Origin of the sequence: Rickettsia sp. MEAM1 (Bemisia tabaci) (genome assembly GCF_002285905.1) — a bacterium.
Classification (GTDB): Bacteria; Pseudomonadota; Alphaproteobacteria; order Rickettsiales; family Rickettsiaceae; genus Rickettsia.
This window is the reverse complement of record NZ_CP016305.1, coordinates 1077725-1097922: the sequence shown is the minus strand read 5'-3', so window position 1 is coordinate 1097922 and position 20198 is coordinate 1077725. Positions and strand designations below refer to the sequence as shown.

The following is a 20198-nucleotide window of genomic DNA, read 5'->3' as shown; positions in this document are numbered from 1 at the left end:
AATCTAGGATAAATTGTTACTGCTATTCTATAAATCATTCCCTGTAATTGCTCAATACTTAATTTATACCTCCCTTAACTTGACGGTGCCAAGAATTGCATTTGCGTCCGCTAAATCCATTTGGGATGAAGCTACTCAAAGACTTCTTGCTGTCTGAAATCTAAAAATATAGTACTTTGTGACACTAATTTACTTAACTTGACGGTGCCCCACGCAGGAATGACATAAAGATTTTCTAAGTCTTACACAGGAACAACATTCTCCAGCCAATATTTGCTGCATGCAAGAAAATTAGGATTAGCAAAATTTTCTTTACCATAGGTAATTTCTTTGCCGTCTAGATCTAGAATATTACCACCACCAGCTTTAATTAAAGCATGACCTGCTGCTATATCCCATTCCATAGTTTGACCGAATTTAGGGCAAATATCCACACTACCCTCAGCAATTAAACATAATTTAATTGAACTACCTATTGCGTCTATTTTATTAAAGGAATATTTACTTAAGAATTCTTTAGTTGCTTTATTTGAATGATAAAAACCTATGACAGCGTTTAGCTCTTTTTGTTTATGAATGATAGGAATTTCTTTGGAATGTTGTTCGATTTTTAACTGATTTCTTTCATCAGTATAATATAATTTATCTGTCTCAGGTTGATATATTAAGCCAATAGTCGGTACACCATTTTTAATTAGACCTATATTTATAGTATATGTGCTTTTGCCGTTTACATAACTTCGCGTTCCATCAATTGGATCAATTAACCAAAAAGTGTTACTGTTAAGTATTGGCAGTGGCTGTTCTTCACACACTATATTTATTTCTGGAGTTAAGTCTTGCAAATTTTGATAGATTATTTTACTAATTTCTTTATCTGCATTGGTAACTACCGAGCCATCTGACTTAGTATCAATTAATATTCCTGATTTTTTTATATCTAAAGCAATTTTACCGGTATCGATAATCAAATCTTTTAAAGTATTTATTAAATTATTATTCATACTATTTATTTAACATTTTTGCAGCTACATCATCCTCCAACCACTGTCCTGTATTTAGAAGAGTGGATTGCTGCAATTTGGCGACTTCTAGATCAGGTGATCCTTGTAATTGTTGCCATCCTAAATATTCAATTCCATAATATTCTATATCAACATTTCTTAAATAAGAATCCATATCTTTTAAATCTTGTTTATTATTTGCAAATACTATGATTTTGCTAGGCTCTTTTGGTATAATTTTTAAAAATTCAATAAGTGATTTTACTTTATTAGTATTTCCGGTAAATATTATTCCTAAATAAAAAATAGGTGCATTTGAATCAGTTGGATCAAATCTAAATACATCTTTATCATTAACTTTACTAGTAAAATTAATACCTAATCCATAAAGTATGGTATACAACCATCCTTCATAATTTTCAATCAAATTACATGGGGTAGTTATTTCTTGAAGCCCTAAAACCATTGCACCTTGCTTTTTCATTTGATTAATAAAATCCACCCAATTTTTTTCTACAAGCATCATTTGGCGTTGTTGCATTAATTGTGCTATAGAATTATTTACTGATGAATCATTTACTGCAAGACTATATAAGTTTTTGGTAAAATTTACATAAGGATTATCGTTATAGCGAAAAAATTTTGATTTGGGCGTTATAATAGTGTTATCTATATTTATTAAAACAAGGCTATCTTGGTCTATTTTGGGTAACAAATCTTTCATTGTTACAGAATTTACAGAATAAGTAGGAATTATTTGACCATAGCTTGAAGTTGGCACAATTAAATAAAGTAATAGATGGAGTAAAATTTTATTTACTTTGATCATAAGGGTTTTTACTTTTTGCATTATTAGTTTTTAAAGGTGGGTTATTTCTTTTTATATTATTCAATTGATTAGTCAAGTCATTAATAATTACATTATAATTTGTATTATTATCCTTAGTATCTTGATTATTATAATAATATCCAATAAATAAAATAGAAGAACTATAATTAGCCAGCTGTGCCTCCATTGAACTTAATAGCTCTGTACTACCGCTAACCATTATAAGTACCTTAGGCATAAAATTCATTTGAACAAAAAAATTAATTATTAGCTCAGCACCCGATATATTATTGCTGGTCAATATGCCCTTATAAAATACCGGATAAGTATTGGAAAAACTTTTTAAATTATTAAAAATAATATAATTATTTTTAGGGAAACTATTTGAAAAATCGATGTTAAAATTCTTTTTTAAATAATCAGCAATCCATATTTCAAATTTAGGTATATTATTAAAATTACCTGTAAAACCTCCATTTACTGCTATTATAGGAATATTTTTATTGCTGATATCACTTACAAAATTCGGAAAGCTAGAATCTAATAATTCTTTTTTATATTTATCACTTATTAAAATTAACTGATCGATGTAAATATTTTTAGGGTTTTTATTCATCTTTTGCAAAGTAGGTGCTAGTTTAGCATAAACATCTTTATCGATTTGCTCACCTAAAGATAATAATGGCTTAAATAATATTTTATCCAAGTCTATTACCACTAGTAAATCTTGCGGCAAATAATTTTTATTATAATTTTCTTCAAAATCTTGTTTTATTTTATCTAAATTATTTACTTCTATATTTTCTGCTTTAACTATAAATGTGACAAGTAGTAATAAGATAAATATATATTTTTTAAACATTAATATACTCCAATATAATACATTATCGCCCCGTGGCGGCTTTGCCTGCGTGGATACCAAATCGTCATTGCGAGCGACTGCAAGGAGCGTGGCAATCCAGAAAATAATAAAAAATACTAATTTTATTAGTATTTTTAACTGGCTCTAGTTCATAAATCACGGGATGACAGGGGGAAAATGATCCACGCAGGCAATGCCGCCACGGGCCGCCACGGGATGACACTAAACCAAAAAGCATATCTTAGTGTTAGCACATTGTAATGCTAATATCAATCCATATTAAACTATAATATGGTAAATATGTTTGGAAGTTTTTTTAGTTCGTTTGGTGGTGCTATCGGAAATGCATTTGGAGGTGGTATATTTTCAAGCATAGGAAGATTTGCTGGTAAAATGCTTAGTGAGTATTTAGATCAACTAAATCATGAACCAGAAGAATATGATTATATTAAAAACTTCAAAGAAAGTTTTAAGTATGTTACAGCAAATTATGGTGAACCTATCCCTTTGGTTTTTGACACTACAAAAGTTAGTGGAAAAATAATTTGGGCGGATAAAGTCAAAGAAATAGCAAATAGCACCCGTCATAAAGAATATTTTCCTTATTTTCATAACGTAAAATCTACTACGACTTCTACGGAATATAGCTATTTCTTTTCTTTTGCCGTTGGTATTTGTGAGGGTGAGATCATTGAAATTAAGAGGGTATGGGCAAATGATGAAATTATAAAACTAAACAACCCTCAGCTATAAGCTGAGGGGTTATAAAGTGGAATCGATTAGAAATCGATCATCATTCACAGGTTCACCTTCCTGTTCATCAATATAGTGCTGTATCATTTCATCAGTTATATTACCTGAACTGACTGCCATATAGCCCCTAGCCCACAAATGATTGCCCCAAAATTGTTTTCGTAAATGAGTAAATTCTTGCAATAAAATTCTTGAGCTAATGCCTTTTAAATACTGTACTAACTTGCTAAGAGATATTTGCGGCTTATATGAGATAAACATATGTACGTGATCACATGATATTTTCCCTGAAATTATATGTACTTCATGTTCCATACAAATCTGCCTCAGTAAATCTCTAGTCCTTTCCGATACTTTGCCTATCAATATTCTCTTCCTATATTTTGGTATCCATATAAGATGCACTTTTAAATCATACTGACTATGACTATTCTTTCTATAACTTCTCATATTTCTTGATATAAATTCATTGCTAAAGCAATTTCATTATATCTTCCCTTCGCCTAAAGGCGAGGGATTTTTGATCCCCGAAGGGGGACATTAATTATTGATAGTTTTATATGAATGATATTATTTTCTTATATGAATTAAATATTTAACTAATAGGTGAAGAGGCACCGTCAAGTTAAGGGAGTTATAAATTAAGTATTGAGCAATTACAGGGAATGATTTATAGAATAGCAGTAACAATTTATCCTAGATTTTACCGCTATGCATATTACTCAAGCCCCGAATAGACATCGTTTTCCAGCAAGCATTATTAGCCATACAGTATGGTTATATCATCGCTTTAATAATAGTTACCGAGATGTTCAAGAGCAGATGGCTTATCGAGGTATTATATTAAGTCATGAGACTGTAAGGTTTTGGTGTTATAAGTTTGTAGTTTATTTTCAAGATGTTATTAGTAAGAGAGAGCGAAAGCCAACTGATAAATGGCATTTGGATGAGATGAATATCAAGATCAAAGGTGAAGTATTCATATTATGGAGAGCTGTTGACTCTGAGGGACATGAATTAGAAGTATTACTGCAGAAGCGTCGTAACAAGAAATCAGCTATTCGCTTTTTATCAAGATTATTGGGTAATTATCCATGTCCAAGGGTTATTGTGACTGATAAGCTAAAAAGCTACATTAAACCAGTTAGGTATATGTGTCCTAGGACTAAGCATCGTACCGATAAAAGACTAAATAATCGGATTGAGAATGCCCATCAGCCAACTAGGAGAAAAGAGAAGATACTGATTAAATTTAAGCATCCTAATTCAGCACAATGTACATTATCACTGATGGGAAAAGTCAGAAATATATTTGCTGTAAATGTTGGAAGATATACTAAAACAGCATCTGAGCAAAGAATTGCATTTGCGTCCGCTAAATCCATTTGGGATGAAGCTACTCAAAGACTTCTTGGAGGGTGTCAGGAAGTTTGTGTAAGTTGTAAAAATAGTTAAGAATAAAAATAACATAAACAACTTACATGGAGCTAATATCAAGAACAATAACAAAGTATCAAATCCAGCTATAGAAAAATTAGTATCAGAAATACTATCACAAAGTGATCCATCTGAAATATTTGGTAAAGAAGGGATATTTCAGGGAATTAAAAAGCAGATAGTAAATAAGATTTTAGAGAAAGAAATGGAATCTCATATAGGTTATGAGAAACATTCTAAAAATGAGAAATACTCAGATAACAGACGTAATGGTAATTATGAAAAGACTCTAATAGATCCAGAAGGTCGTAAATTGACAGTAGAAGTGCCAAGGGATCGGGATGGAGAATTTGAACCTCAACTAATTCCAAAAGGAGTGCGTAAATTTGAAGGATTTGATGATAAAGTAATATCCTTATATGCTCGGGGAATGACCATTAGGGAAATACAAGGGCACTTAGAAGAACTATATGCCACCAAGGTATCATCTGAGTTAATATCAAAGGTAACTGATGGTATTTTAGAGGAAGTAACTGCTTGGCAGAATAGAGCACTTGATAATGTATATCCTATAATGTACTTAGATTGTATTCATGTTAAGGCAAGAGATAATCATGTAATAATAAATAAAGCGGTTTATCTAGCTATTGGAGTGAATATGGAGGGCAAGAAAGAGCTATTAGGAATTTGGATAGGCAAGAATGAAGGGTGTAAATTTTGGATGCAGGTAGTAACAGAACTGAAGAATCGAGGAGTTGCACAAATATATGTTGCATGTGTTGATGGTCTTAAGGGTTTTCCAGAGGCGATAAATAGCATTTTTCCAAAGACGATAGTGCAGTTGTGTATTGTTCATATGGTAAGAAATTCTGTAAAATACGTATCATACAAAGATCTAAAAGCGGTAACAGCTGATTTAAAAGCAGTTTATTCTGCAATAAATGAAGCAGAGGGATTAAGAGAATTACAAAACTTTGCCAAAAAATGGGATGAAAAATATCCAGTTATTTTTGACATATGGCAACGAAATTGGTCTGGCATAGCTCCATTTTTTAGCTTTCCGGAAGACATTAGGAAGGCGATTTACACTACTAATGCTATTGAATCCACTAACCGTCAAATTCGTAAAATTATTAAAAATAAAGGAGTATTTCCAGATGACAAATCGATTCAGAAAATAATCTTTTTGGCGTTGACAAATGCCTCTAAAAAATGGACAATGCCTATTAAGAATTGGGCGATGGCTTTAAATCAATTTGCTATACTTTGTGATACTAATTTACAAAATTGGGCAAATGGAGAAATCGTACTTACACAAAAAATCTGACAGACCCAAAAAATCTGACAGACCCACTTCTGAGTCAATCATAATTTTTGTGTTAGTTCAGGATAGGCTTTGGTAAATTCCACAGCACAAATAAAATCTTTATTAGGATGGTTAATAGCTCCTAAACAAACCGCTTCAAAATATAACATTTTAGCAGTTTCTATATTTTTAGTACTCGATAAATCCCTTAATTGCTTTGCTAAATATTTATCGCATAAATAACCTTTCACACCCCAATTGCCTAAGAACCTAATAAAAAATTTTCCTGTACTCCATTTACCTTTAGCAGCATTAGTATATATTTTATTTAAAACTTTTTTTTGTATTTTTTGTTTAACTTCTAAAGTAACTTCCTCAAAATCCCTACGTTGTAATATAAACTCCCTAGTCTCGTTATTTTTTATAAATTCTGGTGAGATTATTTTAATATAACTTTCTAAGTTTTTAGTATGGGAATGTTTTAAGCCTAAAGTTTGTACATACATTAAATAAGCTTGTTTATGAAGTTCTTTTGCTTTGCTTATGTCTCCCAATTTTCTATATACTGTTCCAATATCAATAAAAGAAAGAATAATATAATGATGATTTCCTTTGTATAATATTTTTATCATCCTAAACGCTTCTTCTTTATATCTTAGTTCTTTAGAGATATGGTTTAATTTATCATAAACTGTATTTACATTATTAAGGGAGGTAATAATTGTAGGATGATCAATTTGATATAATTTTTGTTTCATCTCTAAGGCTTTTTTAAAATATTCTAGCCCTTTAGAAATATTGTCCAAATCCTTATAAACTAAGCCCACATTATTAAGAGAATTTGCAATATCGGGATGATCAGCTTGATATAATGCTTGCCTTATCTTCAAGGCTTCCTCCAAATATTCTAGTGCTTTTGAAAACTGTCCTAATTTTTGATAAGCTATACCAATATTTTTGAGAGAAATAACAATATAAGGATGATTACCTGAATACAGTACCCTATATTTCTTTAAAGCTTCCTCGTGATATTCTAATGATTCTTTAAATTTATATAATATATGATCATTATAATACCCCACTTTTTTATATAAGCTTGCTTTGCTAAGTTTATGTATATTTAATATTTTTATTACATGAGGATAAATTAATTTAGCATTTTCCCAATCTTTGCTTGGTTCATTTGTTACTGACGGAAATAAATTATCTAGTACTTCTATTAATCTTACAAAAACTTCTTTTTTATCTATTGCATGCTCTTGATGTCTATCTACATATCTTTTTACTGCAAACTGTACTAATCCATGTAATTGTAAACCTGCTTGTCCATCTTGGTATATTAGCTTCATTAATGATAATGCTTCTAATTTCTTTATAAGTTCTTGCAATTTTTCTTCATCTAATAAAAATAATTTCTTGAAAATATCTATACTGATAAAGTCAGGGTCTAAATATGCTGAGTATTGTAACATCTGCCAGGCTACTGGTGATTTTTCTAATATTTCTAACAATAATATTGTCTCAGGTTGTTTATCTTTGTTATTACGTAGAAAATTAAGATAATCTTTTACTTTAAGTAATTTATTTTCTTTTAAATACGCTACTGCTTTGTACAAACTATATGGCAATACTTCATCTTTATTGCCTAGCTCTTCTATTAAATCGTTAATATCTTGATCATTAAACCTATTTCCTAAGGAATTTTCTAAATATGTTATTGCTGTTTTTATATTAAAAGGTTTTAATTCAATATTTGTTATATCATCACTTAGCTTATTATTTTTAGTAGTAATTATTACCTGTACTTTATCTTTAAGTATACTCATCATACTGTTAAGATAAGGCTCAATGTCCTTATATATTTCTACGTTATCAAAAATAAATAATGTATTTGAATTTAATTTTGCGATATTCTCATGGATTAATCTTGTTATATCTTCTTCCTTTTCGCCTATTGTATAAATACCAAGCTCTTTAGCAAGTTGCCTATATGCTTCATTAATTTTATAAGCAGAATCCGTATTAATAAAACGTACTATTTTCTTTGCTTCTTCTATTTGTTTACGACCGTAATCCTTAGCTAGGGTAGTCTTACCCGTTCCGGCAAAAGCACTAATGGCTACACATGAGTTTTTACTTAAAGCATTATCGATTTGTTTAAATACAGCTTCACGATGAATAAGGTTATGAATTGATAAAATAGGTAAATTACTGTTTATAGTATTGGAAATAAAAGCATTACGATTTTTCAATATTTTTTTTTGCTTCTTTGCTAACTTTAACTAATCTTAGAATTTGTTCTCTTAAATCATCAACTTTAATATCAGGTGAGTTTGTAAATATATAATTTTTATGATTTTCTTCCTCTATCTCTTCTATCTTATATTGTTCTTTTATGATTTTTAATTGCTTTTTAATTAACTCTGGTATTTCCTTTATTTCAAGGTTTAGTTCTGCTAATTGGCATAAATACCAATCACCATTTCTTTTATTATCTATATTTACTACATCTTCAGATAAATTTACTTCCTGCGAGCGGTAATGTCCTTGATAAAAAAGCTCAAATTGTTTCTTTCCCTCTGTTTATGTAGGTTCTTCTAAATGCTTATAAATTTCTAAAATTTGCTCAATTGCAATATTACCGCTGACAAAATGATCAACTACCTCAAGAAAACTTCCTAATGTCGTTGCCGTGATGCCTCTTTTTACTAATTTAGTTGCTATCCCTCCAGCAGGTATAGAATCAAATATTTTATCTCCTAAAGTATCATCTTTAGGCTCATATTTGATACAAGGCCAATCTATTATCTGTTCATATTTTATAGGTCTACTTTAATGGGGATTGCTTTATTCAAGGTATTTATTATTTTACTGCTATACTCGGTAGCCGTAATTTCAGGAAATAATCTATATGCTTTATGAATATGAGCGTTACTAGTATTTACAAAATTTGGAGCAGATAGATAAGTAGTTATGTCTAAATTTCTTATATCAAAATAAGTTTTATGACTAATTATATTGGGTTTAAAACTACCTATAACTTTTGCAGAGCCAGGACTATCGAACGTTATAGCTTTTGCTTTGAAATAGTTAAAATCTTGATAAGCAAAATATAAGCTTAATTCTGCAAACCATGCACCTAAAGAATAACCGGTAAAAGATAGGTTATAGTCATGCTTTTTAGCATACTCGGTAATTTCTTGCGTAGCCTGATATGCTGCTGCTTGCTGTGCTACTATCTGCCCGCCTAAAATGCTTTTTAAGTGAGCCTTAAGCGGCGAGTCTGTTTTTAGCAAATTCCACCCCTCAAATGTATTACCTCGATGAGCAAATACTAGCTGCTTTTTCTTTTCATTTACATATGCTACTGCGTAATATCTGCCTATTTTAGGCTCATTAAATATTTTAAATATTTTCCAATCTTCTAAATATAAATTATATTTTGCTTTTTCAAAGGCTACTTTTTCTTGTGTTTTAGAATTTATATAAGAATGCAAACTAAGTAACCCATGAATAAAATCGCTAGGGTGCTGCTTGTAATTCTGATTGTTTAAAATTATTTTATTTTCTATCTTCTGTATAAAATCACTGGAAGAATTAGGCATTTTTCCCCAGCTTACATTACCGATAAAATCATTATTTTGGATTTTACTTGCTATTTCTTCTAGCTGCAATATTGTTAAATCTATATCTTTAAGGTCAAGATATACAAAATTAGGATCGTTTTTTTGTAACTGAGTGATAAGTGCTTGATATTTGTTCGTAGAATTCATAAATAGATTTAGTTGAATTTTCACAAGGCATTATAAATTAAATTTTATAATTTTCAACTGTTACGTTATTTACCATGAAATTTTTTATCTATAATCCTTTATCAAAAACAGCATTTTTAAATATAAAAGTTAAGGCGGCTGCCAAAATTAATGATATCAAAGAATTTATTATAATTAACGATATCCCCCATCTAAAATTATCTATAAAAGCACTGCCAGAACAAAGCAAAGCTAACGAAGAGATCATAAATTTTTTAGCAAAAGAATGGCAGTTATTGCGGAGTAATTTAGAAATTACTAAAGGACATACTAACAGCTTAAAGACAATTTTAATAAAAAATATTGACGAAGAGTATTTAAATTTGATTTTAAAATCCTATATTAAATGAATAAAGTTTTGTTACATTGGTGTCACCCCGTAGCTTGACCGGCGTTGTTGCACGGCTCGGGAAATACCATCAATGTCATTCCCGCCTAGGCGGGAATCCAAAAAAAAAGCATAAATACAGTAAATTTTTAGGACTAAAAGCTTGATTTATCTCGCTTTATGCTGGATCCACGCAACAATGCCACGCGGGAATGACATAACCGACTATGTAGGAATGACATTACAAAACTAAAAACACGAATTTTAAAAGGTTAGTATGAAACAAGAAAAAAAGAAATTTGATGCCGAAGTTGGTAAGATTTTAAATTTAATGATTCACTCTCTTTATAGTAATAAAGAGATTTTTATGCGGGAATTGATTTCTAACGCTTCTGATGCTTGTGATAAGCTGCGTTATTTATCTCAAAGCAACGCTGAATTAGTAACCGGTGACTCTAACTTTAAAATTACTGTTAAAGTCGATAAAAATAATGGTCAGGTTATCATCCGTGATAACGGAATCGGTATGAATAAAGAGGATTTAATCGAGAATCTAGGCACTATTGCAAGATCGGGTACGGCAAATTTCCTTAAAAATCTCTCAGGTGACTCTAAAAAAGATAATATGCTAATTGGTCAGTTTGGCGTTGGTTTTTACTCAAGCTTTATGGTAGCTGATAAGGTCACTGTAACTTCAAGAAAAGCTGGCGAAGATAAAGTATATGTTTGGGAATCGGAAGGCGAAGGCGAATATATTGTATCAAGCTCAGATAGAGAATTTAGCAGAGGAACGGAAATCGCTCTACACATTAAAAAGGAAGAAGATATTTTCCTTGATCATTTTAGATTAAAACATATAGTTAAAAGCTATTCCGATCATATAGCTGTGCCAATATATTTCTTTGATGAGGGGGATAATAACGAAATACAACTAAATTCTGCATCAGCATTATGGACAAGATCAAAATCAGAAATTACCGAAGAGCAATATAAAGAATTCTATAAAAGCTTATCTTATGCGGTGGATGATCCTTGGGTTACTATGCATAATAAAAACGAGGGAGCTATAGAGTTTACGAACTTGCTATTTATTCCATCAAGCAAAACTTATGATTTATTCCATCCTGATCGCAAAAGACGAGTAAAATTATACATAAAAAGAGTATTTATTTCTGATGAGAATATTGATTTAATCCCATCATATTTAAGGTTTTTACGAGGAGTGGTAGATTCAGAGGATTTACCGCTAAATATAAGCCGTGAATCGTTGCAACATAATAACATACTTGAGAAAATCAAAAACGCTATTACTAAAAGAGTGCTAGGAGAGTTGAAGAAAAAAAAAGAAGATTCGCCAGAGGAGTATAATAATTTTTGGGCTAATTTCGGCGGAGCTTTAAAAGAGGGGTTATGTGAGGCTACAACAGATCATGAAAAATTGTTAGAAGTATGTGTATTTAGAAGTGCTTTGCATAACAAAATGATTAGCCTTGATGAATATATAAAAAGCTTTAAAGATGGGCAGAATACTATATATTATTTAAGTGGTGATAATCCTGACAAACTACTTTCAAGCCCACAAATAGAGGGGTTATTAAGTAAAAATATCGATGTGTTATTATTTACCGATACTGTTGATGATTTTTGGGTAAATGTTAATAGCGAATATAAAGGACATCCGATTAAATCGGCTACAAGAAGCGATATTGATGTAGATCAAGCTACTTCATCACCAGAAGAAAAAAATAAGGATGATAAAAAATCTGATGATGAATATAAATCATTAACTGATTACTTCAAAGAGGTTTTAGGGAATGTAGTTAAAGAAGTAAAGATATCTAAAAAGCTGACTTCAAGCCCTGCTTGTCTTGCCGTTAGCGAAGCTGCTATGGATATTCGTATGGAGCGATTTTTGATCGAGCAGAAACAAATAGCTGCTGCATCTGCTAAAAATCTAGAGCTGAATCCCAAAAATAAGATCATAGAAAAAATATTTAATGACTTAAAAGCGAATAATAAAAATAACGAGGAGCTAGTTAAGTTAATATTTGATCAAGCTTGTATTTTAGAGGGTGAACCGGTAGCAGATACAGGGGCTTTCTCAAAAAGACTTAATGATATTGTACAAAAAGCTATATTATAGCTTTTAACTTAATTAGTTTTAATGTAGAATGGTTGCATATGTCATCCCCGCGTGGCTTTGTTGCATAGCTCGAAAAACAAGTATAATGTCATTCCCGCACAGGCGGGAATCCAGAAAAAAAGCCTAAGTACAGTAAGTTTTTAAAATCAAAAGCTCAATTTTATCTGGTTTTATACTGGATCTAGTTCCCAAGCCACGGGATGACATCTCATAGAGTTTATAATTAACAAAATGGATCCCCGCCTACGCGGGGATAACATTTTAAATGTCAATTTTTCAAGCAAGATAATAGGTTTAATGTCTTATTACGATACTATATTTAGCGATCATATAGATAAAATTAAAAATGAAGGAAGATATCGGGAGTTTAAAGCCTTAAAAAGGCAAGCCGATAATTTTCCTTTCGCTATGTGCGATGATAAACAAATAGTCATGTGGTGTATCAATGACTATTTGGGTATGAGCAAGCATCCAAAAGTAGTGCAAGCTTCCATAGATGCATTGCTAAAATATGGCGTTGGTTCAGGCGGAACAAGAAATATCGGCGGTAATAATGTAGCTATTCTTGAGCTTGAGCAGGAGCTGGCAAGCTTGCATAACAAAGAAGCCTCCTTAGTCTTTACTTCCGGCTTTGTGGCAAATGACACAACCCTTGCAACACTTGCTAAAATTATGCCTGATCTTGTCTTTTTTTCCGATGAGCTAAATCATGCCTCGATCATTGCCGGCATTACCGGTTCTAAAGCCGAGAAGCACATATACAGACATTTAGACGTTAAACATTTAGAAGAATTATTGCAATCAGTTGATATTAAAAGACCTAAAATAATCGTTTTTGAGTCGGCTTATTCCATGGACGGCTTCTTTTCTCCTGTTAAAGATATAATCAATTTAGCTAAAAAATATAATGCTTTAACCTTTATTGATGAAGTCCATACAGTAGGTTTATATGGCAAAACCAGTGCAGGTATTGCTGAGCTTCTTGATTGTAGCGATGAAATCGACATTATCCAAGGAACGCTTGCCAAAGCATATGGCACTATTGGCGGTTATATCACCGCAAACCATAGCTTAATTGATGCTATCAGATTAACGGCTTCCGGCTTTATTTTTACTACCTCATTGCCGCCGGTAATTTCTACCGCTGCAACGCATAGTATTAGGCATTTAAAAGAATCTAATCAAGAACGAAAAACACACCAGCAAGTGGTTAGCAATCTTAAAAGCTCTTTTGACCGCTTTAATATTCCTTATTTAAAAAATGAAAGCCATATAGTGCCGATAATTATTGGTGACCCTATCAAGGCTGCCAAAGCTTCTAATATGCTGCTTAATGAGTATGGTATTTACGTTCAACACATCAATTTTCCAACAGTACCAAGAGGAACCGAACGCCTTCGAATTATCCCAACTCCTGCACATACCGATGAAATGATCAACAACTTATCTACCGCCTTAGTGCAGATATTTGCTACATTAAACATAGAATTATCTTCTGCAAAAGAATTAAATGATGAGATATATTTAAACCTTATTGCTTAATCCATGCGGTTTAATTAACGATGGTTCGAAAAATATTTTCGATGTCGTCCCGTGGCTTGTCCGGTGTTGTTGCATGGATTGAGAAACACGGCACCGTCAAGTTAAGGGAGGTATAAATTAAGTATTGAGCAATTACAGGGAATGATTTATAGAATAGCAGTAACAATTTATCCTAGATTTTACCGCTATGCATATTACTCAAGCCCCGAATAGACATCGTTTTCCAGCAAGCATTATTAGCCATACAGTATGGTTATATCATCGCTTTAATAATAGTTACCGAGATGTTCAAGAGCAGATGGCTTATCGAGGTATTATATTAAGTCATGAGACTGTAAGGTTTTGGTGTTATAAGTTTGTAGTTTATTTTCAAGATGTTATTAGTAAGAGAGAGCGAAAGCCAACTGATAAATGGCATTTGGATGAGATGAATATCAAGATCAAAGGTGAAGTATTCATATTATGGAGAGCTGTTGACTCTGAGGGACATGAATTAGAAGTATTACTGCAGAAGCGTCGTAACAAGAAATCAGCTATTCGCTTTTTATCAAGATTATTGGGTAATTATCCATGTCCAAGGGTTATTGTGACTGATAAGCTAAAAAGCTACATTAAACCAGTTAGGTATATGTGTCCTAGGACTAAGCATCGTACCGATAAAAGACTAAATAATCGGATTGAGAATGCCCATCAGCCAACTAGGAGAAAAGAGAAGATACTGATTAAATTTAAGCATCCTAATTCAGCACAATGTACATTATCACTGATGGGAAAAGTCAGAAATATATTTGCTGTAAATGTTGGAAGATATACTAAAACAGCATCTGAGCAAAGAATTGCATTTGCGTCCGCTAAATCCATTTGGGATGAAGCTACTCAAAGACTTCTTGCTGTCTGAAATCTAAAAATATAGTACTTTGTGACACTAATTTACTTAACTTGACGGTGCCTCACAAAGTATAGCAAATTGATTTAAAGCCATCGCCCAATTCTTAATAGGCATTGTCCATTTTTTAGAGGCATTTGTCAACGCCAAAAAGATTATTTTCTGAATCGATTTGTCATCTGGAAATACTCCTTTATTTTTAATAATTTTACGAATTTGACGGTTAGTGGATTCAATAGCATTAGTAGTGTAAATCGCCTTCCTAATGTCTTCCGGAAAGCTAAAAAATGGAGCTATGCCAGACCAATTTCGTTGCCATATGTCAAAAATAACTGGATATTTTTCATCCCATTTTTTGGCAAAGTTTTGTAATTCTCTTAATCCCTCTGCTTCATTTATTGCAGAATAAACTGCTTTTAAATCAGCTGTTACCGCTTTTAGATCTTTGTATGATACGTATTTTACAGAATTTCTTACCATATGAACAATACACAACTGCACTATCGTCTTTGGAAAAATGCTATTTATCGCCTCTGGAAAACCCTTAAGACCATCAACACATGCAACATATATTTGTGCAACTCCTCGATTCTTCAGTTCTGTTACTACCTGCATCCAAAATTTACACCCTTCATTCTTGCCTATCCAAATTCCTAATAGCTCTTTCTTGCCCTCCATATTCACTCCAATAGCTAGATAAACCGCTTTATTTATTATTACATGATTATCTCTTGCCTTAACATGAATACAATCTAAGTACATTATAGGATATACATTATCAAGTGCTCTATTCTGCCAAGCAGTTACTTCCTCTAAAATACCATCAGTTACCTTTGATATTAACTCAGATGATACCTTGGTGGCATATAGTTCTTCTAAGTGCCCTTGTATTTCCCTAATGGTCATTCCCCGAGCATATAAGGATATTACTTTATCATCAAATCCTTCAAATTTACGCACTCCTTTTGGAATTAGTTGAGGTTCAAATTCTCCATCCCGATCCCTTGGCACTTCTACTGTCAATTTACGACCTTCTGGATCTATTAGAGTCTTTTCATAATTACCATTACGTCTGTTATCTGAGTATTTCTCATTTTTAGAATGTTTCTCATAACCTATATGAGATTCCATTTCTTTCTCTAAAATCTTATTTACTATCTGCTTTTTAATTCCCTGAAATATCCCTTCTTTACCAAATATTTCAGATGGATCACTTTGTGATAGTATTTCTGATACTAATTTTTCTATAGCTGGATTTGATACTTTGTTATTGTTCTTCATATTAGCTCCATGTAAGTTGTTTATGTTATTTTTATTCTTAACTATTTTTACAACTTACACAAACTTCCTGACACCCTCTATAAACATTTTCCAGTTTTTAAACGCTTTACTTCAGCTACTCTTACATATGCTTTATCAAGAGCTATAATGTATGTAGTAGTATCCTTTGGTCTTGTTTATTTAACTAAGGTTTTAAATTATTGGGGACTATTTATTGTTTTTGCTTTACTAGCAACTGGTTTTGCAATTGGTTTATCTCATTTTGAAAAGGTAGAAAAAGAAGCTGGGAATTATCCTCTATAAATAATTCTTTTTGTTGGTTTTGTATTGACAAATGTGTATAGCATAGTTGGATTAATTTTTGTACTAGTGTAGGTATTTCTAAGTGCATACTAATTGTTATAAATACATTTAAACTTTCTGTTATAATTTTTTTAATTTTTTCAGGTGATTTTGCTCCAAGAGTTTGTAGATTATGGATACGATCAAAAAGTTTTATTAATGCTGTATCGTATCTTTTTTGTTTAACTAATAAGTTTAAACTTTCTGCGGCTGTAATTTTACCATCAAATTTAACTCTAGTAAGACCCTCTACATGTTTTGCTACTTCTTGCCCAAAAACCTTGGAAATCATTTCTTTCGTAAGCTCTGTATCTTCAATAGTATCATGAAGTAGTGCTGCTTGTATCATTACAGCATTGTAAAGCTTAGGTACTTCCATTGCTGTAAATTCTGCAAGCATAATTGCCACTTCAATCGGATGAGAATAATAAGGATCGCCTGACTTACGCATTTGTGTGCCATGATACTTTCGGGCATAATAAATACCCTTTTTGACTTCGAGGGGATCTATAGGATTATTCACTCTGGTATTTAAATATTCGAGTTTATCAAGTAGTTTTTTAGTATAGATACAGCTTTCAAACTTTTCTTTCCAACGGCTTAAATCTTCCATAAAAGTTACATTTAAATTTATTAAAGAATTTTTTATAACAGTTTCTACTTAAAACTAAACAACCCTCAGCTATAAGCTGAGGGGTTATAAAGTGGAATCGATTAGAAATCGATCATCATTCACAGGTTCACCTTCCTGTTCATCAATATAGTGCTGTATCATTTCATCAGTTATATTACCTGAACTGACTGCCATATAGCCCCTAGCCCACAAATGATTGCCCCAAAATTGTTTTCGTAAATGAGTAAATTCTTGCAATAAAATTCTTGAGCTAATGCCTTTTAAATACTGTACTAACTTGCTAAGAGATATTTGCGGCTTATATGAGATAAACATATGTACGTGATCACATGATATTTTCCCTGAAATTATATGTACTTCATGTTCCATACAAATCTGCCTCAGTAAATCTCTAGTCCTTTCCGATACTTTGCCTATCAATATTCTCTTCCTATATTTTGGTATCCATATAAGATGCACTTTTAAATCATACTGACTATGACTATTCTTTCTATAACTTCTCATATTTCTTGATATAAATTCATTGCTAAAGCAATTTCATTATATCTTCCCTTCGCCTAAAGGCGAGGGATTTTTGATCCCCGAAGGGGGACATTAAAAGTAGGAAATTGCAATAATAAATATTATTTAAACTTTGTGTGGCAAAAATAAACTAGCTTATATACCTTGATATGACTAACAAAATAATATTAATTTGGTGCTACGTTAATTAACTGACTCAAAATAATAATTAACAAAAAGAATTTTTATTAAAAACTAGCGACGCAACTAATAATTGTATTTATACTAAACTTCAAACTTTAATCAATTCATAGCTATAATTAAAGCTTTCAAAAGCTTTTTTTAAGTGAAAAAAATAGTCGGCGGTAATTCTACTACCTATAAACGCCGTTTTTGGTTTAAGAAAAATTTTGTTATTTATCTCGTCCTTTGTCACTAATTCTAGCTTACTAAACCAAGCTATATCAACCATTTTTCCACAAGAATATATTAAATACTCCCTAACTTTACGCCATATATCGTCAAGTCCAACTAGTGCCGTTTCAATATAACTTTCAATACTTACTTCTTGCTCTTGTTTTACAATTGGTTTAGCGTCACTAGTGTGCTTTACTTTTTTAGCTCCATAAACAGCTTGTATTTTTGTCTTATGGTCATATTCAAAGCTAAAATCTTCACTATTAGCCGTAACAGTGTCACGTTTTTCGTTTATTAAAGCTTTAGCCATATAATTTAACAATTTTTCTTTTGTGCTAAAACGATTATTAGGCTTATTATCAGCAAGTTTTAACAATAATTTATTCATAAATCTTAAGTTAAAATCACGACCTGACCTTAATCTTAACCATTCGGCATCTTCTTCGGTTAATGGATGAAATTCTTCCGTTTTCTTCATAACACCTGAAGAAGTAGCCTGATTTATTACCTTCGGCTCTAAACTTTCATTTTTACTTTCAGAAATTAGCGTGTTACCCAAATCGTTGATATTTTCGTTGCTTAAATTTCCTTTATCAAAAATATCATTTTCAAAATCAGCTTCTTCATATCTAGATTTATTTATAGATTTATTATTATCTATTATATTGTGTGGGTGAAAATTATTTCGGGGTTACCCCGAAATAATTTTCAGGGTGACCTGAAATTTTTTGCGGGTAGAATACAAAATTTTTTACAAGCTTAATACTTAAAATATTACGATATTTAGTATATTGTTCAGTCATATTAATTAAAGTAACTTTAATATAGCCACTTTTTTCAAGTTCTACTAAACACTGTCTTATACGTCGCTGACAAAGCCCAAGAAGTTTCTTAAAATAATAGTAAGTTTCCTGTAATTCATTTGGTAAGCTTATGTCATTACTATTTATTTCTTCAGCTTTATCTTCTATATAAGGCATTCGTGAAACCACAAGTGATAAAATTTGCCTTGCGGTTTTGCTCAAAATTTTTCCACTACTAGAAGTTAAATTTTTCCATTCAGGTGGTATAAAATGCCCTACTATATCGTAAAAAATTGTATCGTTGTAAGACTCTGACAAAGAAAAAGGAGCAACTATGTTATTCATAGTTCCTCCATTTTATTGAGGGAAAACCAGCATAAAGCTACCCAGCATATAAAAAATATATATAAGGTAAGGATGTGTTAGAAAGCTGATTATAATATGGTGGGCGATGACAGACTCGAACTGCCGACCCTCTCGGTGTAAACGAGATGCTCTACCAACTGAGCTAATCGCCCTATATTATTAACTTAAAGTTAATTAGATAAAATGACAATGAAGAATAAATTATTAAAAACTAGAATTAAAAAATAATATAATTGTTTTTATAATTTAAATTTAATTCATAGTTTTTATTTTTTTTGATAATTTACTTATTTTTCTTGATGCAGTATTTAACTTAATTATGTTTTTTTTCACACCTTGCATTATCTTAGATTGTGCAATTACTAAAGCTGAGTTAGCTTCTTCTTTATTACCTTGATTAATTTCATGCAAAACTTTTTTCACAAAAGTTTTTATTGCACTAGCTCTTTTTTTATTAACTAAGGTTTTTTTTACTGTTTGTCTTGCAGCTTTCTTTGCTGAAGAATGATTAGCCATTATTTAGTCCCTTTATTACTTTTAATATCTTCTTTGCTATTATCTTGAGGTATATTTCCTTTAGCATTAATATCTCTATCTACAAATTCAATATATGCGATTGGAGCTAAATCACCATAGCGAAATCCGGCTTTTACTATTCTAGTATATCCACCTGGTCTATCTTTGTATCTAACACCTAAAACATCTATAAGCTTCTCGATTGCTTTTTTATCTTTTATTTTTGATAGAATATTTCTTCTTGCTGCTAAGTTATTATCCTTAGCCTTAGTAACTAGAACTTCGATATAAGGTCTTAATTCTTTAGCTTTTGGCAAAGTAGTTTTTATCTGCTCATGAGTAACAAGTGATACTGCCATATTAGCAAGCATTGCTTTTCTATGGCTACTTGTTACATTTAATTTTCTACCTTTAATTTTATGTCGCATCTCTATTG

At 31.4% G+C, this 20198-nt stretch carries 21 protein-coding genes, 1 tRNA gene and 1 pseudogene; 8 read left to right on the top strand and 15 right to left on the bottom strand.

Translation table 11 applies throughout. From position 1 onward, the window contains the following. Positions 1-13 precede the first annotated feature (13 nt). Complete coding sequence (locus BA173_RS07985; protein WP_157738094.1) at positions 14-157, top strand: hypothetical protein; 144 nt, start codon at positions 14-16, stop codon at positions 155-157. A gap of 85 nt (positions 158-242) precedes the next feature. Here the strand turns inward: BA173_RS07985 and BA173_RS05940 are convergent, their stop codons facing one another. The 3 genes from BA173_RS05940 to BA173_RS05930 are packed head-to-tail and all read right to left on the bottom strand — an operon-like array spanning position 243 to position 2695. Beyond that, positions 243-1004 carry a 3'(2'),5'-bisphosphate nucleotidase CysQ gene (locus tag BA173_RS05940; protein ID WP_068042089.1) on the bottom strand — a complete coding sequence of 254 codons (762 nt, stop codon included), beginning with the start codon at positions 1002-1004 and terminating at the stop codon, positions 243-245. A gap of 1 nt (position 1005) precedes the next feature. Further along, positions 1006-1854 carry a DUF2608 domain-containing protein gene (locus BA173_RS05935; RefSeq protein WP_016948562.1) on the bottom strand — a complete coding sequence of 283 codons (849 nt, stop codon included), beginning with the start codon at positions 1852-1854 and terminating at the stop codon, positions 1006-1008. Then, positions 1817-2695, bottom strand: coding sequence for a DUF2608 domain-containing protein (locus BA173_RS05930; protein ID WP_068042092.1), 879 nt, complete (start codon positions 2693-2695; stop codon positions 1817-1819). The genes BA173_RS05935 and BA173_RS05930 overlap by 38 nt, the downstream gene beginning before the upstream one ends. Before the next feature lie 300 nt (positions 2696-2995). Between BA173_RS05930 and BA173_RS08920 the strand changes: the two are divergent. After that, positions 2996-3241, top strand: a pseudogene (locus BA173_RS08920) (hypothetical protein); the annotation flags it as partial. 216 nt (positions 3242-3457) lie between these two features. On the opposite strand, the gene tnpA (BA173_RS05920) reads toward BA173_RS08920, so the two are convergent. Beyond that, on the bottom strand, positions 3458-3898 hold the full coding sequence (gene tnpA / locus BA173_RS05920; protein ID WP_095568239.1) for an IS200/IS605 family transposase: 441 nt from the start codon (positions 3896-3898) through the stop codon (positions 3458-3460). 261 nt (positions 3899-4159) lie between these two features. Between tnpA (BA173_RS05920) and BA173_RS05915 the strand changes: the two genes are divergently transcribed. Together BA173_RS05915 and BA173_RS05910 are read left to right on the top strand one after the other, a co-directional pair. Beyond that, positions 4160-4903 (top strand): IS6 family transposase, encoded by a 744-nt coding sequence (locus BA173_RS05915; RefSeq protein WP_095568319.1) that lies wholly within the window; start codon positions 4160-4162, stop codon positions 4901-4903. Positions 4904-4940: 37 nt separating this feature from the next. Beyond that, positions 4941-6212 (top strand): IS256 family transposase, encoded by a 1272-nt coding sequence (locus tag BA173_RS05910; protein ID WP_068042377.1) that lies wholly within the window; start codon positions 4941-4943, stop codon positions 6210-6212. A 38-nt stretch (positions 6213-6250) separates the two neighbouring features. Here BA173_RS05910 and BA173_RS05905 read toward each other — a convergent pair whose 3' ends face one another. Together BA173_RS05905 and BA173_RS08575 are read right to left on the bottom strand one after the other, a co-directional pair. After that, the gene (locus BA173_RS05905) at positions 6251-8443 is read right to left on the bottom strand and encodes a tetratricopeptide repeat protein (protein ID WP_068945260.1); all 2193 of its coding nucleotides are present in this window, start codon (positions 8441-8443) and stop codon (positions 6251-6253) included. 567 nt (positions 8444-9010) lie between these two features. Next, complete coding sequence (locus tag BA173_RS08575; RefSeq protein ID WP_232505915.1) at positions 9011-9964, bottom strand: hypothetical protein; 954 nt, start codon at positions 9962-9964, stop codon at positions 9011-9013. Between the two features lie 74 nt (positions 9965-10038). Here BA173_RS08575 and BA173_RS05890 point away from each other — a divergent pair, with 74 nt between their 5' ends. The 3 genes from BA173_RS05890 to hemA all read left to right on the top strand — a co-directional run bounded on the left by BA173_RS05890 (position 10039) and on the right by hemA (position 14016). Continuing rightward, positions 10039-10353, top strand: coding sequence for a DUF167 domain-containing protein (locus BA173_RS05890; protein WP_068041723.1), 315 nt, complete (start codon positions 10039-10041; stop codon positions 10351-10353). A 255-nt stretch (positions 10354-10608) separates the two neighbouring features. After that, complete coding sequence (gene htpG, locus BA173_RS05885; protein WP_068041720.1) at positions 10609-12474, top strand: molecular chaperone HtpG; 1866 nt, start codon at positions 10609-10611, stop codon at positions 12472-12474. 297 nt (positions 12475-12771) lie between these two features. After that, a complete protein-coding gene (gene hemA, locus BA173_RS05880; protein WP_068041725.1) occupies positions 12772-14016 on the top strand; it encodes a 5-aminolevulinate synthase in 1245 nt (414 codons plus the stop codon). A 10-nt stretch (positions 14017-14026) separates the two neighbouring features. Here hemA and BA173_RS07970 read toward each other — a convergent pair whose 3' ends face one another. Continuing rightward, on the bottom strand, positions 14027-14182 hold the full coding sequence (locus BA173_RS07970; protein WP_157738093.1) for a hypothetical protein: 156 nt from the start codon (positions 14180-14182) through the stop codon (positions 14027-14029). A 21-nt stretch (positions 14183-14203) separates the two neighbouring features. Between BA173_RS07970 and BA173_RS05875 the strand changes: the two genes are divergently transcribed. Continuing rightward, a complete protein-coding gene (locus BA173_RS05875; RefSeq protein WP_095568243.1) occupies positions 14204-14914 on the top strand; it encodes an IS6 family transposase in 711 nt (236 codons plus the stop codon). Positions 14915-14950: 36 nt separating this feature from the next. Here BA173_RS05875 and BA173_RS05870 read toward each other — a convergent pair whose 3' ends face one another. The 8 genes from BA173_RS05870 to rplQ all read right to left on the bottom strand — a co-directional run bounded on the left by BA173_RS05870 (position 14951) and on the right by rplQ (position 20190). Beyond that, on the bottom strand, positions 14951-16183 hold the full coding sequence (locus BA173_RS05870) for an IS256 family transposase (protein WP_157738092.1): 1233 nt from the start codon (positions 16181-16183) through the stop codon (positions 14951-14953). Between the two features lie 211 nt (positions 16184-16394). Next, entirely contained in the window at positions 16395-17138 is a 744-nt protein-coding gene (locus BA173_RS05860; RefSeq protein ID WP_068042380.1) for an HD domain-containing protein, read from the bottom strand. A gap of 84 nt (positions 17139-17222) precedes the next feature. Next, entirely contained in the window at positions 17223-17663 is a 441-nt protein-coding gene (gene tnpA, locus BA173_RS05855; RefSeq protein WP_095568239.1) for an IS200/IS605 family transposase, read from the bottom strand. Between the two features lie 289 nt (positions 17664-17952). After that, positions 17953-18636: a hypothetical protein gene (locus BA173_RS05850; RefSeq protein ID WP_068041301.1), complete on the bottom strand. Its 684-nt coding sequence runs from the start codon at positions 18634-18636 to the stop codon at positions 17953-17955. Positions 18637-18757: 121 nt separating this feature from the next. Then, positions 18758-19225, bottom strand: coding sequence for a hypothetical protein (locus BA173_RS05845; protein ID WP_068041303.1), 468 nt, complete (start codon positions 19223-19225; stop codon positions 18758-18760). 97 nt (positions 19226-19322) lie between these two features. Beyond that, positions 19323-19398, bottom strand: a tRNA-Val gene (locus BA173_RS05840). Between the two features lie 100 nt (positions 19399-19498). After that, complete coding sequence (gene rpsT / locus BA173_RS05835; protein ID WP_016948257.1) at positions 19499-19762, bottom strand: 30S ribosomal protein S20; 264 nt, start codon at positions 19760-19762, stop codon at positions 19499-19501. After that, a complete protein-coding gene (gene rplQ, locus BA173_RS05830; protein WP_011477696.1) occupies positions 19762-20190 on the bottom strand; it encodes a 50S ribosomal protein L17 in 429 nt (142 codons plus the stop codon). The genes rpsT and rplQ overlap by 1 nt, the downstream gene beginning before the upstream one ends. Positions 20191-20198: the final 8 nt, after the last annotated feature.

What these genes read in the sequence shown, in the direction of transcription:
- BA173_RS05940 (WP_068042089.1), bottom strand. Translation starts at nt 1,004, where the DNA reads ATGAATAATAATTTAATAAATACTTTAAAAGATTTGATTATCGATACC.
- BA173_RS05935 (WP_016948562.1), bottom strand. Translation starts at nt 1,854, where the DNA reads ATGCAAAAAGTAAAAACCCTTATGATCAAAGTAAATAAAATTTTACTC.
- BA173_RS05930 (WP_068042092.1), bottom strand. Translation starts at nt 2,695, where the DNA reads ATGTTTAAAAAATATATATTTATCTTATTACTACTTGTCACATTTATA.
- tnpA (WP_095568239.1), bottom strand. Translation starts at nt 3,898, where the DNA reads ATGAGAAGTTATAGAAAGAATAGTCATAGTCAGTATGATTTAAAAGTG.
- BA173_RS05915 (WP_095568319.1), top strand. Translation starts at nt 4,160, where the DNA reads ATGCATATTACTCAAGCCCCGAATAGACATCGTTTTCCAGCAAGCATT.
- BA173_RS08575 (WP_232505915.1), bottom strand. Translation starts at nt 9,964, where the DNA reads ATGAATTCTACGAACAAATATCAAGCACTTATCACTCAGTTACAAAAA.
- BA173_RS05890 (WP_068041723.1), top strand. Translation starts at nt 10,039, where the DNA reads ATGAAATTTTTTATCTATAATCCTTTATCAAAAACAGCATTTTTAAAT.
- htpG (WP_068041720.1), top strand. Translation starts at nt 10,609, where the DNA reads ATGAAACAAGAAAAAAAGAAATTTGATGCCGAAGTTGGTAAGATTTTA.
- hemA (WP_068041725.1), top strand. Translation starts at nt 12,772, where the DNA reads ATGTCTTATTACGATACTATATTTAGCGATCATATAGATAAAATTAAA.
- BA173_RS05875 (WP_095568243.1), top strand. Translation starts at nt 14,204, where the DNA reads ATGCATATTACTCAAGCCCCGAATAGACATCGTTTTCCAGCAAGCATT.
- BA173_RS05870 (WP_157738092.1), bottom strand. Translation starts at nt 16,183, where the DNA reads ATGAAGAACAATAACAAAGTATCAAATCCAGCTATAGAAAAATTAGTA.
- BA173_RS05860 (WP_068042380.1), bottom strand. Translation starts at nt 17,138, where the DNA reads ATGGAAGATTTAAGCCGTTGGAAAGAAAAGTTTGAAAGCTGTATCTAT.
- tnpA (WP_095568239.1), bottom strand. Translation starts at nt 17,663, where the DNA reads ATGAGAAGTTATAGAAAGAATAGTCATAGTCAGTATGATTTAAAAGTG.
- BA173_RS05845 (WP_068041303.1), bottom strand. Translation starts at nt 19,225, where the DNA reads ATGAATAACATAGTTGCTCCTTTTTCTTTGTCAGAGTCTTACAACGAT.
- rpsT (WP_016948257.1), bottom strand. Translation starts at nt 19,762, where the DNA reads ATGGCTAATCATTCTTCAGCAAAGAAAGCTGCAAGACAAACAGTAAAA.
- rplQ (WP_011477696.1), bottom strand. Translation starts at nt 20,190, where the DNA reads ATGCGACATAAAATTAAAGGTAGAAAATTAAATGTAACAAGTAGCCAT.